The sequence below is a fragment of the Leisingera sp. NJS204 genome (assembly GCF_004123675.1).
GTDB lineage: Bacteria > Pseudomonadota > Alphaproteobacteria > Rhodobacterales > Rhodobacteraceae > Leisingera.
This window is the reverse complement of record NZ_CP035417.1, coordinates 2,558,969-2,572,447: the sequence shown is the minus strand read 5'-3', so window position 1 is coordinate 2,572,447 and position 13,479 is coordinate 2,558,969. Positions and strand designations below refer to the sequence as shown.

Genomic DNA, 13,479 nt, shown 5'->3' with positions numbered 1-13,479 from the left:
GGGATGGCAGCTGCCGGCTCGTGTGGCGGCATAGCAAAATCCCGCGTGATCGTCAATTATTGCCGGGTTTTGCTGTTCTTTTGTCCCGCCCATTTGCATCAGAGAGACAATTCAGCCGAATTCGGGAAAGTGTTTCCGCCGTTTTGTGTCCAAATCCAGTTTTCGGATCTTTAGCAGCCCCTCAGCCTGCAGGCGGTTCCGCAGGTCAGGGCTATCGGCGCAAACTTCGTCAAAAAAGACGCGCAGGCCGGCCTCTCCGTGATCCGCTTCAATCGTGCTGAGCAGTTCGTGCGCAGTGATTCCCCCGGTGTCCCGTGACCGGGAGGGGGCAAGCCCGGCCCGGTAAGAGCCTTTTTGCAGCCGGTACCGGTAATGGCTGATCCAGCTTTGCCAGTCCGCGGCATGGAAATGGCACAGATCCATGCCGTCCAGTTCGGCCTGGCCGGGATTCATGCCGCCGTCCAGCAAAACATTGTGAATCCGAATCTCCAGGCCGTCGATGCCGGTGCGGGTAAGCAGTTTGCCTTGGACATGGCTCAGAAAACCGCCTTTGAGATGCTTGCCGAATTGCGGGTACAGCCGCGCGGCACGGGCGTCCTGGTCAGCGACCGGGAGATATCCTTTGAAAGCCGTGCCGCCGCCGCCCGCCAGGGCTTCAACCGGGCGCACCCGGGCACAGCGGATGACAGGTGGCAGCGCCGCCAGCCGGGCGGCAACAGACCCTGCAGACCACAGGAATTCGTCCACGTCGCAGTGCAGCAGCCAGTCCACATCCCCGGCCTGACGCTGGTAGGCGCGGCTGGCATTCGCGGATTGCCGCACCTGGTGCTTGACCGGCCGTCGGCCCATCCGCCGCCAGTAGGTCTCGTTGCACTCGGTGACCCGGATCTTCGGATGTGCTTTCAGATGCGGAAATGCGTCCGGGCAGGGGGCGTCCAGATACAGAAACAGCCTGTGCGCCCCGGCCTCAAGGTAATGGGCCGCAAAGGTCAGGATATCGCCTGCGTGTGCCTTGATGGTGCTGACGACACCCCATTTGATCTGCTCACCGCTCATCAGAGGCGGGCCTGTTCTTATAGCGTTGGATCCGGGCGAAGATGCTGCGCGGATCATTCATGACCATCTGCAGCATGCGTGTTCCCAAAGGCCGAAGAACCGCGTCATTCTCGGCATAGCGCCACAGCCGGGCCAGCATGTTCTTGTCCAAATCCCCGTTTGGCAGCGAATAGGGCTCCAAGCCAAAGCCCAGATCATCCGGCTTTGAGCCGCCGCGGGTCCGGGGAAAGCCAACGCTGTTTTTCTGTCCGCTCTGACGGCGCTCACTGTCGTGAAGCTTGATCAGGTCGAACAGCAGCATCAATCCCTGTCCGCCCAAGCGCTGGTCCATGGTTTCCCCATGATCGGCAAATGTAGCCGCTGCCGATATCATCCAGCGCACTGGCAGTTCGCGGGCCAGCGCGCCGCCCTGTTCCGACCAGATCCGCAGAAACAACTGCCGCGCTTGCGGCGGGGCGGCGCGCCTGCGCAGTATGGCAATGCAAACTGCATGAAGCGCCCAAAGTTCAGACTGGCCAACAAACTCTGCGCGTATAATCGCCTGCTTGCGCAACGCGTGCCTGCGGTTTTCCGGCATGCTGGTCATGTCAGGTGCGCAGGAGACCAACGCTGCCTTAAGTGCATTCAGATCAACGTCCGGGGGCGGCAGCACCGACAGCGGATCGTCGAAAGGCGCCTCGCGTGTCTCCAGCCGCCGCATCAGCGCAAAAAAACCGCCAGGGTAGTTCTGTTGATCCAGGTCCATGACGGGTTTCAATGCGCTGTTTTTCTAAATGCGGCGTTTCTGTCAGACCATCATTTCCTTGGTCGCGGTCAGTTTCAAGTCCGGATAGTCGCGCACCACCCGGTCGATGTCCCATTGCAGCCGCGTCAGATACACAACATCGCCGTCGTGATCATGGGCGATGTGCTGCTTGTTGGCGTTGGTGAACTTGTCCACGGCTGCCCGCTCCCCGCTGACCCAGCGGGCCGAGGTGAACTGGCTGGCCTCAAACCGCACCGGCAGGCCGTATTCCATCTCGATTCTCGAGGCCAGAACCTCGAACTGCAACTGGCCGACAACGCCGACGATGAAGCCGGAGCCGATCGAGGGCTTGAACACTTTGGCAGCCCCTTCTTCGGCAAACTGCATCAGCGCCTTTTCCAGATGCTTGGCCTTCATCGGATCGCCCGCCCGCACACCTTGCAGCAGTTCCGGTGCAAACGACGGGATGCCGGTGACCCTGATTGCCTCGCCCTCGGTCAGCGTATCGCCAATACGCAGCTGGCCGTGGTTTGGTATGCCGATGATATCGCCGGCCCAGGCCTCTTCCGCCAGTTCGCGGTCCGAGGCCAGGAACAGCACAGGGTTGGAAATCGCCATCGGCTTTTTGGTGCGCACATGGGTCAGTTTCATGCCGCGTTTGAAATGCCCCGACGCCATGCGGACAAAAGCCACCCGGTCGCGGTGCTTGGGGTCCATATTGGCCTGCACCTTGAAAACGAAACCCGCGACCTTTTTTTCTTCCGGCGCCACCTGGCGGGGCTGGGCGGATTGCGGCTGCGGTTCGGGGCCATAGGCGCCGATACCGTCCATCAGCTCTTTCACACCGAACGAGTTGATCGCCGAGCCGAACCAGATCGGGGTCATATGCCCCTCCAGCACCGATTGAGGGTCCAGTGCGGGCAGCAGTTCGCGGGCCATCTCGACCTCTTCCAACAGCTGTTCCAGCAGGTGTTCCGGCACATGTTCAGCCAGCTTTGGGTCATCCAAGCCGTTGATTTCAATGCTTTCTGCAACCTTGTTGCGGTCGGCGCGGTCCATCAGCTCCAGCCGATCTCGCAGCATGTCATAACAGCCGATGAATTCGCGGCCGACGCCGATCGGCCAGCTGGCAGGTGTCACGTCAATTGCCAGATTCTGCTGGATCTCATCGATGATCTCAAAGGTGTCCCGGCTTTCCCGGTCCATCTTGTTACAGAAGGTCAGGATCGGCAGGTCGCGCAGGCGGCAGACTTCAAACAGTTTCTGGGTCTGGCTTTCCACGCCCTTGGCGCCGTCGATCACCATCACTGCCGCATCCACCGCCGTCAGCGTGCGGTAAGTATCCTCGGAGAAGTCCGAGTGGCCGGGCGTATCCACCAGGTTAAAGCGGAAGCCGCTGAAATCAAACGACATCGCCGAGGCAGAGACCGAGATTCCGCGGTCTTTTTCCATCTGCATGAAGTCCGAACGCGTGCGCCGCGCCTCACCCTTGGCGCGCACCTGGCCGGCCATCTGAATCGCACCGCCGTAAAGCAGGAACTTTTCAGTCAGCGTGGTCTTGCCGGCGTCAGGGTGCGAAATGATCGCAAAGGTCCGGCGCCGAGCAATTTCGGGCGGCAGTTCGGGGTGGTTTGAAGCGGTGTCCAACATGGGGGTGGCTGTATCCAGAATCCGCAAGCGTGGCAAGGAAAACAGGGGCCGCCGCCGGGCAAGCTGCCGGCCATCAAGCGGCAACAAACAGATCCAAATTCCGGTTTGCCTATGTTTCGCTAACGAATATCTTGTAAGTCTATTTGAATGAATGCGGGCAACCGGATTTGAAAACAATGCCACTGCAGGAATAACTCGTGCAACAAGATGAATTTTCCGATCATTTTGAAGTTCTGGACTCAGTCGAAATTGCAGTGATCGTCCTGAAAGTGGGGGGCGACGGCCTGCCGCGCTATGTGGCAATGAATACAAAGGCGCGGGAATTCACCAAGCTCGGATTTGACGATTTCGCCGGCAAAACCGCGCTTGAGCTTTATGGCGGGGCGACTGGCCGCCGCGCCTTGAACCACCACCTTGACGTCATTGCTGCAGGCAGGGAATCCACTTACGACATCGTCCTTCCGGCTGTTCAGAAAACAAAATACCTCAGCACGACGCTGCGGCCCGTCTTCGATGATAACGGCAGGCTGGTTTACCTCGTTGGCTCCTCCACTGATATCACGTCTGAGCGTGAGCGGGACGAGGCGTTGGAACTCACCCGGCTGGCCCTGGACAAGGCGGAGGAGGCAAGCCAGGCAAAAGAGCGGTTTCTGGCCAACATGAGCCACGAAATCAGAACCCCGATGAACGGCATACTCGGGATGTGTGAATTGCTGAAAGAAACAGAACTTGACGACCAGCAGGCTTTGTTTGCGGACACGATTTTCAATTCGGCCACCGCCTTGCTGAGCGTGATCAACGACGTCCTGGATTTTTCCAAAATTCAGGCGGACAAAATCTCATTGCGGGATGCTCCCTTTTCCCTGTTGGACCTTGTCCAGGATGTGGGGACCCTGCTGTGGGCAAAGGCGGCCTACAAGGGGCTCGATCTTCGCACCGATTATCCCGCTGACGCCCCGCGGGCTTTTATCGGGGACGCCAGCAAGATCCGGCAAATCCTGATGAACCTGCTGGGTAATGCGATCAAATTCACCGGCACCGGCCATGTCACTGCCAGTGTTTCCTATGACCCCGGCGCTGCGAAACTGCCGCTGCGCATCTCTGTAAGCGACACCGGCCCGGGGATCGACCAATCGCAGATTGAACAGATTTTTTCTGCATTCGAACAGGTCAACCGCCAGACCACAAGGGTGGTAGAGGGCACCGGCCTGGGACTGGCGATCACCCGGGCGCTGGTTGAGCGGATGGGCGGCAGGATCGACGTGGCATCGGTGCCGGGGCAGGGGGCGGTCTTTACGGTCCATCTGGATTTAAGGCAGGCGGATGCAGAGGATGGCGCCGCCAGCCCGGAAGACGGCGTTTCCTGCGTTCAGGATCAAAGACTGGCGTTGAATATTCAGGCGGCAAACACCCCGTCAGAGCTGCCGGCAGAGGCGTTGAAGGGGATGAAGATCCTTGTCGCTGAAGACAACAGGACCAACCAGCTGGTGGTCAGGAAGATGTTGAAACCTACTGGCGCAGACCTGCAGTTTGCGGCCAACGGGCAGCTCGCCTTTGAGGCATATATCTCTGCCGGCTGCGACCTGATCCTGATGGATCTGTCGATGCCGGTTCTGGGCGGGCTCGAGGCCACTCGGAAAATCCGGCAGTATGAGCAGGACGCAGCGCTGCCGGAATGCCCGATCATTGCGCTGACAGCCAATGCGCAGCCTAGCGACGTGGAGGCTTGCATGGCCGTGGGGATGAACGATTTTCTGTCCAAACCCTTCCGCAAGGCTGAGCTTTTGGCGCGTATCCTGCGGTAGGCGGGGGCAATTGCGCAAAATACCTGCTGCAGGTTTCCCGGACCGGGGCCTGCCGGCCTGGTCTGCTGCACCAACGCAATCCCGCGCATCTCAAGGGCCGCACACCTGTGTGTCCGCATCCAGGATCATAAAGGATATGCCGCGCGCCCGCAGCTCGCTGTGGCCGTATCAACAGCCGCTGCAGGCAGTGACGGGAAGGATAGGCCCAGAGACCGGGCGCCCGCTTCAGATGTTCAGCCGTTTTGCCCTGCGGCCGGTGTGTGCGGATTATGCGCTGCAGTAGATAGGAGGTGTGCAGATATCCCACAAATCCTGCAACGCGCCCAATACCTTCCGCGTGCCGGCTGAAGAGATCGGCTTCACAATGTAGCCGCTCACATTCCGGGCGTAGGCCCGGGATATGTCTTTCGGATTTTCGGACGTCGTGAACATGAAAACGATGTTGCTGGAAATATCTTCCTTTGCCCTCAGGGCGTCCAGGAATTCATGCCCGTTCATGCGCGGCATGTTGATGTCCAGCAGAATGAAAAAGGGGTGCGGAACGTCCTGCAGCTTGTCGGTGGTCAGGATTTCCAGCGCTTCCAGCCCATCGCATGCCCGGACAATTTGTGCAGCAGGGGAGAGTTTCTTCAGAGTGCGCTCCAGAATAAGCGCATCCAGGTCATTGTCCTCGACCAAAAGGATATTCATTTCGTGCTCTCCACGTCAGGCGGCTTTCTCTTGGTTTGCAGAGGAGTGTGCAGCCCCTTTGTTCGGCCAGCAAAACCTGAAATCAGCGCCGTGTCCAACCTCGGATTTCAACTCAACCCCAAACCCATGCTGTTCGACCGTTTTTTTCACAATAGCCAAGCCAATGCCAGTGCTTTCGGGTTGGTTCGGGCGCCGCAGAGTTTGAAAGACTTCGAAAATTTTAGTATGGAATTCCGGCGCAATACCGTCGCCATCGTCCCTTACAGATATGTCATACCGGTCGCCTGCGTCCACAATGCTGACGGATATCTTCGCGGTGTCCGGCGCGGGATGATACTTGACCGCATTGCCAACAAGGTTTTCCAGGACACGGCGGAAGTTGAAGGTATCCGTGGCAATGGTTTCCACGTCTCCCAGCCGCTCAAGCTGGCCATCGGAAAGGCTGAAATCCGATTTCAGTGTTTCAATCACCTCGCCAAGGTTGAGTATCTGTTCAGATTCCTCATGTTTTCCAATACGCGAAAATTCCATCACACCTTGGGTCAGATCGTTCATCCGGCCCACCCGTTCAGTGATCCGCGCCAGGTTGGCAGCAACCTCGGGGTCTGCATTTGCGGATTGAAAATAGTCTTCCAGATCTTCCAGGATCATCTCGGTAAGCGTGCTTATGCCGCGAACGGGCGTCTTTAAGTCATGGGAGGTGATGTAGACAAACTGTTCCAGTTCCGCGTTGGCCTTGGCCAGCTTCGCGGTCTCCTGCTGCAGATCGGCCGTAACCCTTTCCGCATAAGCCTGGGCGCGCTGGTTTGACCGGCTCATGAAAAACAACAGCGAAATGACCAAGGCTTCGATCACCAGGCCGGCAATCAGTATTAAAGTCGGCTGAGAATAGGAGTTTGCCTGGCGGAACCCAAGATTGGTGCGGATATCAATGGTCCATTTTCTGCCGTATATTTCCAGCAGCACCTTCTCTGCAAACTTGGGAGCGGGATCAAACTGGGGATCTGCCGGGTCATGTTCATTATAGATCCGCTCTCCTTGGTCGCTGATACTGAACCGCACATTCCTCAGCTCCTTGGACAGCAGGCCGGCCATCAGCTTCCGGACCACGAACGGCGCGTAGACCATGCCGTCAAAGCGCTGCTCGCGCTCTGATTGGCTGTCAGCGTCTCCTCCGGAATAAAAGGGGGCGTAAAACAGGAAACCAGGCGTGCTGCTTTCGTCCTGAACAAGTACAATGGGGCCGGTAATCCTGGCTTCGCCACTTGAGCGGCTGTCCAATGCGGCATTCCGCCGGTTGAGTTCGTGGGCAACGTCCAGTCCCACGGCCGCTGCATTCAGATCCTCCGGCTCAATGAACGAGATCGGCAAGTGAATGCTGTTGCCATGCGCGGGATAGACTGAAAAATCCGGCCGTTCCGTCCGCCGGGTCCGCAGGTAGCTGTCAAATTGGGACGGGTCTACATGGTGAATGACGCCGATCCCGTTGATCCCCGGGTACCTTTCGTCAACCCGCAGGGAATGCGCGAAGATTTTCCACTGCTCATAGCTCATGTCGCCATCATTGGATTGGATGGCTGATACACCGGCCCATAGGGCTTCTTCGTATTTCTCCATGCGGGCTGCAATCAAGCCGACGGCCTGATCGCGGGCTGCATTAAAGGCATTTTCGACACGGTTTTGCGTCTGCGTTTCGGCGTAGAGCCAGGCGCCGATGGTCATCATCAGCGACAGGCCAATGACCAGTGCATGGATCAGCGAGATGTGACTGTTCCTGAAGAATAAGCGCCATTTCTGAATAGGGGAAATCGTCTTCATCGGTGTGCTCACAGCCCGCTATGCGTCCAGCGCATTCTATCTTTGCAGTCCTTAATGAACGATAAATTCGCATCTGGGTTGTGGTTCGTTTGTACGCGCAGCCCAATCCGGGATTATGTTGCCCGGAGAACACGCGGAAGCAGAAAACTAGCGCAGCGAGGCCCGCTTCAGCAGACCCACTGCATCGGGGCGGTCCAGCAGTGACCGGCTCACGTCCAGGCCATGGGCGCCGCGCTTGTGCTGCGCTGGCAGGGTGCCGGGGCGCAAGGTCCAGAAATCGTCTGGTAAAGCCGGGCTTGTCACCGGGTCAAGGAAGGTGCTCTCAGCCGCAATCCCCTCGGCATAGATGATGTGGTGACGGTCGAACAGAATCTGGAAATAATCGGCAAAGCCGCCGTCCAGCACCACCACGGTGCCGCCATTCACCAGGTCGCGGGCGCGGACCAGGACCTCCGGCGCGCCCGCGCCGATTTCGTCGCTGCGCTGATAGACCATCAGCCGGTGGGCGGGGCTGACTATCAGGTCGTTTGCGTTGTTCAAGGCGCCTTGGCGGATCAGGATCGGGGCCAGATCCCCAACCGCGCGCAGGGTGGACTGGCCAACCCAGCGCACCTCCTGAATACCGTCGTCCCGGGTCAGGACACGGTCGCCTGCGCGCATGTCTTCGATCAGGCGCTGCGCGCCGGTGGCCAGCGTGATGCGGGTGCCGCGGGTAAAGGAGACGCAGGCGGATTGCGCCAGCTTGCGCCGGGCCGATTTGCGCCCGGCCTTGACCAGCGTATAGGGCATATGCGCCTGCAAAGGGGCCAGCGGCACCAGAAAGATACCGGCAATCAGCCCGTCACCGTCCACTTCGACCATTACCAGGATCTCGGTATTGGGGCCGCTATCGGGCATCAGCGTCAGCAGGCAGTCCAGATGCAGCGCCGCACCCGGGGTGCCCAGGGCGGTGTCGCCGGCGATGCGGAAACTGCCATCGTGATGGGTGGCGATGCTCAGCCGCTGCGGCGGCACCGGGTTGTTCAGCAGGTAGATGTCGTCCAGCACCAGGTCTTCGAGCACGCCCAGGGGATCGCCCATGTTGGCGCCGTATTCGACGCGGAAACGCTCGGCCGGGTAGGCCTGGACGGAGGAGAGGCTGGCGGTCAAAATCTGTCCCATGTGCGGCCGGTATTCGATTCCATATGCGGGCCCTCAGGCCGGGCCGTCAATTAGATTTGCTGTGAGAATGTGGCGGAAAGGGGGTGGGAAGGGGCAAATTTTCCGGCAGTTTCACGCTGCCGGCTGATTGCGGTCCGGCCGGCCGCGGGGCTGGCCATCCGGGTGCAGGCGGTGCAAGCTCCGCGAAACGGACAAGATTCCCGAGGGAGAACGACGATGGATCTGGGTATTTCGGGCAAGCGCGCGCTGGTCTGTGCCAGCAGCAAAGGGCTGGGTCTGGGCTGCGCCGAGGCGCTGGCAGAGGCTGGTGTGAACCTGGTGATGAACGCCCGCGGTGCGGAGGCGCTGGAGGTGTCAGCGCAGGCGGTCCGCGATCAGTACGGCGTGGATGTGGTCACCGTCGCGGCGGATGTGACCACCGAAGACGGTCGGAAACAGGTGCTGGATGCGGCTGGCGGCGTGGACATTCTGGTGACCAACGCGGGCGGCCCGCCGCCGGGCATGTGGACCGACTGGGACCGCGAGGATTTCATCAGCGCGCTGGATGCCAACATGCTGACCCCGATTGCGCTGATCAAGGCGCTGGTGCCCGGCATGATCGACCGCGGCTGGGGCCGGGTGGTCAACATCACCTCGGTTTCAGTCAAATCGCCGATCCCGGTGCTGGGGCTGTCGAACGCGGCGCGCGCGGGCCTGACCGGCTATGTCGCGGGCACCGCGCGGCAGGTGGCCGGCCAGGGCGTCATCATCAACAACCTGCAGCCCGGCATTCATGCCACTGACCGTGCCGTTTCGCTGGATGGCGGTGCGGCCAAGGCGCAGGGGATCACGGCTGAAGAAGCCAAGACACAGCGCTGTGCCACCATACCGGCAGGCCGCTATGGCACCCGGGCCGAGTTCGGCGCCACCTGCGCCTTCATGTGTTCGCAGCACGCCGGTTTCATGGTTGGTCAGAACATCCTTCTGGATGGCGGCGCCACCAACACCACGATGTAAGGAACCCAGAAATGGCCAGCGGCTTTTCCCTGAAGGACCAGCTGTTCAACCGCGACAAGGTCCGCTATCTGGCGGGCCTTTTTTCAGCGGCTGAGGCTGGATTTGATGCTGAGGCGTTTGAAGCCCAGGTGATGGCAAAACTGCCGGAGCTGGAGCTGAAACAGCGGATCGTTTTGATTGCGCAAGTGCTGGCGGATCATCTGCCACAGGCTTTGCCCGAGGCTGCACCGATCCTGTTGAAAGCACTGCCGCCGCCATTGGATCCCGGCAAGAGCGACGATGATTTCGGCGATTTCATCTTTGCGCCTCTGGGGGAGTATGTGGCGGTCAAAGGCGCCGGGGCGCATCCCGGCCTGTCGCTAGATCTGCTGGAGGAGATCACCCAGCGGTTTTCCATGGAGTGGGCGATCCGCCCCTTTCTGAACCGCTGGCCGGATGTGGTTCTGGCGCGCTTGGGGGAATGGTCCACCCATTCCAGCTATCATGTACGGCGCCTTGTCAGCGAGGGCACCCGGCCGCGCCTGCCCTGGGGCGAGGCAGTGGGGCTGACCCTGTCGGATCCGCTGCCGCTGCTGGACCAGCTGCACGGCGACGGCACCCGCTATGTCACGCGGTCGGTCGCCAACCATCTGAACGACATTGCCAAAAAGGACCCGGACCTGGTGATGGACCGGCTGCAGGGCTGGCACGGTGCAGGGGTTCAGGACCGCAAGGAATTGGACTGGATGACCTCCCATGCCTTGCGCGGGCTGGTCAAGGCGGGCCATCCGCGGGCGATGGCGATGCTGGGCTACGACCCGGAACTGGCATTGGAAGCGCTGATTGAGGTGCCGGATAAGGTGCGTATCGGCGCGGCCTTGGATTTCACCTGCCGGCTGGAAGGCGCGGCTGGCGCGCCGGTTCTGGTGGATTATATCCTGCATTTCCAGCGCCCTGGCGGCAAGGCCTCGGCCAAGGTGTTCAAGCTGAAACAGGCAAAAATCACCAATGGCAGGCTGGAGCTGGCCAAGAAACACAGGCTGAAAGGCGATGCCACAACGTTCAAGCTGGTGCCCGGGCCGCACCGGATTGAGCTGATGGTGAACGGCAAAATACGGGCCGGAGCCGCGTTTGAGCTGCTGCCGGAAAGCTGAATCTTCTCCTTCCGCCCGGTTGATAGACCGGGCAGCGCCGATCCCGCCGCCCACGCTCCATCACAGTTGCGTCAGGCCGCCCGCTGCCCGGATTGCCGCCTATCTTGCACGCCGCTATCCCAGTGGTCCGGAACCACAGGAAAGGCGTCCCCATGAAACATGAAAACGTGCAGACCTATTACGGCGAGGTGCTGCAGGGCAGCGATGATCTCCAGACCAACGCTTGCTGCACGCCGGATGACATGCCGGACCATGTAAAGGCGGTTCTGTCGAAAATCCATGACGAGGTGCTGACCCGCTATTACGGCTGCGGGCTGATCGCGCCGGAAGCGCTGGCGGGTGCGCGGATCCTCGATCTGGGCTGCGGCGCGGGCCGCGATGTTTATGCGCTGTCTGCACTGGTGGGGGAGGCTGGCAAGGTTGTCGGTGTCGATATGACCCCGGCGCAGCTGGACATCGCCCGCCGCCATCAGGACTACCACGCCGAGGCCTTTGGCTATGCCAAGTCGAACGTCGAATTTCATCACGGCTACATTGAACAGCTGGAGGATCTGGACCTGGAGCCGGGCTCGTTTGACATCATCGTCTCCAACTGCGTGATCAACCTGGCCACCGACAAGGGCGCGGTGCTGCGCGGCGCGCATCACCTGCTGAAAGAGGGCGGCGAGATGTATTTCTCGGACGTCTATGCCGACCGCCGGGTGCCGCAGGCGATGGCGGAGGATGAGGTGCTCTATGGTGAATGCCTGTCCGGCGCGCTCTATTGGAACGACTTCCTGAGCATTGCAAAGGATTCCGGATTCAAAGACCCGCGCATGGTGACCTCGCGGCTGCTGACGATCGAGAACCCGGCGCTGGAGACACGTGTTCAGCCGCTGAAGTTCCTCTCGGCCACCTACAGGCTGTTCAAATTGGCCGCACTTGAACCGGCCTGCGAGGATTACGGCCAGGCGGTGATCTACAAAGGCACCATCGAACACGCGCCGCATGTCTTTGCGCTGGATGATCATCATGTGATCGAGGCGGGCAAGGTGTTTCCTGTCTGCGGCAATACCTGGATGATGCTGCAGGGCGGCCGTCTGGCGGCGCATTTCGACTTCATCGGCTCGTTTGACACTCACTACGGGATCTTTGCGGGCTGCGGTGGCAATTCGCCTTTCAACGGGCTGGAACAGGACGGTGCCGCGCAGGGCTGCTGCTAGAGCGGCTTGCGGCCTTGCGGCAGGGTTGCTATCCCGGCGTGACCCCAGCGTTTCGCGCGGAAAACAGCCCCGAGGCCCCATGAACACTGCCCCCGCCGACCTGATCAGCACGCAAACGCCGCCGCGTCTGGAGATCCGCAGCATCAAGCGCTTCTTTGAGGGACGCGCAGTGGTGGATGACGTTTCGCTGCAGATCCAGGCGGGGCAGGTGACCTGCCTGCTGGGGCCTTCGGGCTGCGGCAAATCCACCACGCTGCGGATGATCGCCGGAGTGGAGATGCAGGACAGCGGCGAGATTTATGTCGACGGCAAGCTGATCTGCGATACCGTGTTCCGGGTGCCGCCGGAACGGCGCGAAATCGGGCTGATGTTCCAGGATTTCGCCCTGTTTCCGCACCTGAGCGTCGCCGACAACGTCGGTTTCGGCCTGAAGGGCAGCAAGGACGAAAAACGCGCCCGGGTCGAGGAATTGCTGAACCGGGTGGCGTTGAAACGTTTCATTGACGGCTACCCGCACCAGCTGTCAGGCGGCGAGCAGCAGCGGGTGGCGCTGGCCCGCGCGATTGCGCCGCGCCCTAGGATCATGCTGATGGATGAGCCGTTCTCCGGCCTCGATAACCGTCTGCGCGACGGTATCCGGGATGAGACGCTGAGCCTGCTGAAAGAAGAAGACACCGCCGTTCTGCTGGTCACCCATGAGCCGGAAGAGGCGATGCGCATGGCCGACGAGATCGCGCTGATGCGCGGCGGGAAAATCGTGCAGCAAGGCGCGCCCTACAACGTCTATACCCATCCGGTGGACAAGGCCGCAGTTGCGTTCTTCAGCGATGTGAATGTGCTGAAGGCCGAAGTGCGCGGAGCATTGGCCGAGACCGCATTCGGCCAGTTTCTGGCCCCCGGCGTGCCGGATGGAACCGCGGTCGAGATCGTGTTCCGCCCGCAGCATCTGCGGATTGATTTCGACCGGGCGGGCAAGGGGCCGCTGCCTACCCCCAGCGACGGGGTGCCTGCGCGCGCGGTGGTGGAACGGGCGCGGTTCCTGGGCAGCGAGAGCTTGGTGGAGTTCCGGATGGAGTTTGACGGCTCGATCCTGAGGGCCACGGTGCCCAATGTGTTCTTGCCGGAAAAAGGCCGGGTGATGTGGCTGACGGTGCGGCGCAACCGCTGTTTTGTCTTTCCTGCGTGATAGTTGAAGGGCATTTTTGTCTCCAAATAGACAGGAG

11 protein-coding genes are annotated in these 13,479 nt (G+C 60.5%); 5 read left to right on the top strand and 6 right to left on the bottom strand.

All coding sequences use genetic code 11. The annotated features are described in order from the left end of the window. Nucleotides 1-111 precede the first annotated feature (111 nt). Genes ETW24_RS12660 through ETW24_RS12650 form a run of 3 tightly spaced genes read right to left on the bottom strand, consistent with a single transcriptional unit; the run spans nucleotide 112 to nucleotide 3,451 of the window. A complete protein-coding gene (locus ETW24_RS12660) occupies nucleotides 112-1,056 on the bottom strand; it encodes a glycosyltransferase family 2 protein (protein ID WP_129371379.1) in 945 nt (314 codons plus the stop codon). After that, complete coding sequence (locus tag ETW24_RS12655; RefSeq protein WP_129371378.1) at nucleotides 1,046-1,801, bottom strand: hypothetical protein; 756 nt, start codon at nucleotides 1,799-1,801, stop codon at nucleotides 1,046-1,048. The genes ETW24_RS12660 and ETW24_RS12655 overlap by 11 nt, the downstream gene beginning before the upstream one ends. A 42-nt stretch (nucleotides 1,802-1,843) precedes the next feature. Next, a complete protein-coding gene (locus tag ETW24_RS12650; RefSeq protein ID WP_129371377.1) occupies nucleotides 1,844-3,451 on the bottom strand; it encodes a peptide chain release factor 3 in 1,608 nt (535 codons plus the stop codon). Between the two features lie 197 nt (nucleotides 3,452-3,648). On the opposite strand from ETW24_RS12650, the gene ETW24_RS12645 reads away from it, so the two are divergent. Further along, nucleotides 3,649-5,256, top strand: a complete 1,608-nt coding sequence (locus tag ETW24_RS12645) for an ATP-binding protein (RefSeq protein ID WP_129371376.1) — start codon at nucleotides 3,649-3,651, stop codon at nucleotides 5,254-5,256. A 267-nt stretch (nucleotides 5,257-5,523) separates the two neighbouring features. Here the strand turns inward: ETW24_RS12645 and ETW24_RS12640 are convergent, their stop codons facing one another. From ETW24_RS12640 to ETW24_RS12630, 3 genes are all read right to left on the bottom strand, one after another. Beyond that, nucleotides 5,524-5,946, bottom strand: coding sequence for a response regulator (locus ETW24_RS12640; protein ID WP_129371375.1), 423 nt, complete (start codon nucleotides 5,944-5,946; stop codon nucleotides 5,524-5,526). A gap of 15 nt (nucleotides 5,947-5,961) precedes the next feature. After that, entirely contained in the window at nucleotides 5,962-7,764 is a 1,803-nt protein-coding gene (locus ETW24_RS12635; protein ID WP_129372928.1) for a CHASE domain-containing protein, read from the bottom strand. Between the two features lie 147 nt (nucleotides 7,765-7,911). Continuing rightward, complete coding sequence (locus ETW24_RS12630; RefSeq protein WP_129371374.1) at nucleotides 7,912-8,925, bottom strand: Hint domain-containing protein; 1,014 nt, start codon at nucleotides 8,923-8,925, stop codon at nucleotides 7,912-7,914. A gap of 216 nt (nucleotides 8,926-9,141) precedes the next feature. Here ETW24_RS12630 and ETW24_RS12625 point away from each other — a divergent pair, with 216 nt between their 5' ends. From ETW24_RS12625 to ETW24_RS12610, 4 genes are all read left to right on the top strand, one after another. After that, on the top strand, nucleotides 9,142-9,921 hold the full coding sequence (locus tag ETW24_RS12625; RefSeq protein ID WP_129371373.1) for an SDR family oxidoreductase: 780 nt from the start codon (nucleotides 9,142-9,144) through the stop codon (nucleotides 9,919-9,921). Between the two features lie 11 nt (nucleotides 9,922-9,932). After that, nucleotides 9,933-11,054: a hypothetical protein gene (locus ETW24_RS12620; protein WP_129371372.1), complete on the top strand. Its 1,122-nt coding sequence runs from the start codon at nucleotides 9,933-9,935 to the stop codon at nucleotides 11,052-11,054. Between the two features lie 152 nt (nucleotides 11,055-11,206). After that, on the top strand, nucleotides 11,207-12,256 hold the full coding sequence (locus tag ETW24_RS12615; protein ID WP_129371371.1) for a methyltransferase domain-containing protein: 1,050 nt from the start codon (nucleotides 11,207-11,209) through the stop codon (nucleotides 12,254-12,256). A gap of 79 nt (nucleotides 12,257-12,335) precedes the next feature. Further along, the gene (locus ETW24_RS12610; RefSeq protein ID WP_129371370.1) at nucleotides 12,336-13,442 is read left to right on the top strand and encodes an ABC transporter ATP-binding protein; all 1,107 of its coding nucleotides are present in this window, start codon (nucleotides 12,336-12,338) and stop codon (nucleotides 13,440-13,442) included. Nucleotides 13,443-13,479: the final 37 nt, after the last annotated feature.

Bases quoted from the DNA above. Each gene is read 5' to 3' on its own strand.
- ETW24_RS12640 (WP_129371375.1), bottom strand. From the start codon at position 5,946: ATGAATATCCTTTTGGTCGAGGACAATGACCTGGATGCGCTTATTCTG.
- ETW24_RS12650 (WP_129371377.1), bottom strand. From the start codon at position 3,451: ATGTTGGACACCGCTTCAAACCACCCCGAACTGCCGCCCGAAATTGCT.
- ETW24_RS12630 (WP_129371374.1), bottom strand. From the start codon at position 8,925: ATGGGACAGATTTTGACCGCCAGCCTCTCCTCCGTCCAGGCCTACCCG.
- ETW24_RS12660 (WP_129371379.1), bottom strand. From the start codon at position 1,056: ATGAGCGGTGAGCAGATCAAATGGGGTGTCGTCAGCACCATCAAGGCA.
- ETW24_RS12625 (WP_129371373.1), top strand. From the start codon at position 9,142: ATGGATCTGGGTATTTCGGGCAAGCGCGCGCTGGTCTGTGCCAGCAGC.
- ETW24_RS12615 (WP_129371371.1), top strand. From the start codon at position 11,207: ATGAAACATGAAAACGTGCAGACCTATTACGGCGAGGTGCTGCAGGGC.
- ETW24_RS12620 (WP_129371372.1), top strand. From the start codon at position 9,933: ATGGCCAGCGGCTTTTCCCTGAAGGACCAGCTGTTCAACCGCGACAAG.
- ETW24_RS12655 (WP_129371378.1), bottom strand. From the start codon at position 1,801: ATGGACCTGGATCAACAGAACTACCCTGGCGGTTTTTTTGCGCTGATG.
- ETW24_RS12610 (WP_129371370.1), top strand. From the start codon at position 12,336: ATGAACACTGCCCCCGCCGACCTGATCAGCACGCAAACGCCGCCGCGT.
- ETW24_RS12635 (WP_129372928.1), bottom strand. From the start codon at position 7,764: ATGAAGACGATTTCCCCTATTCAGAAATGGCGCTTATTCTTCAGGAAC.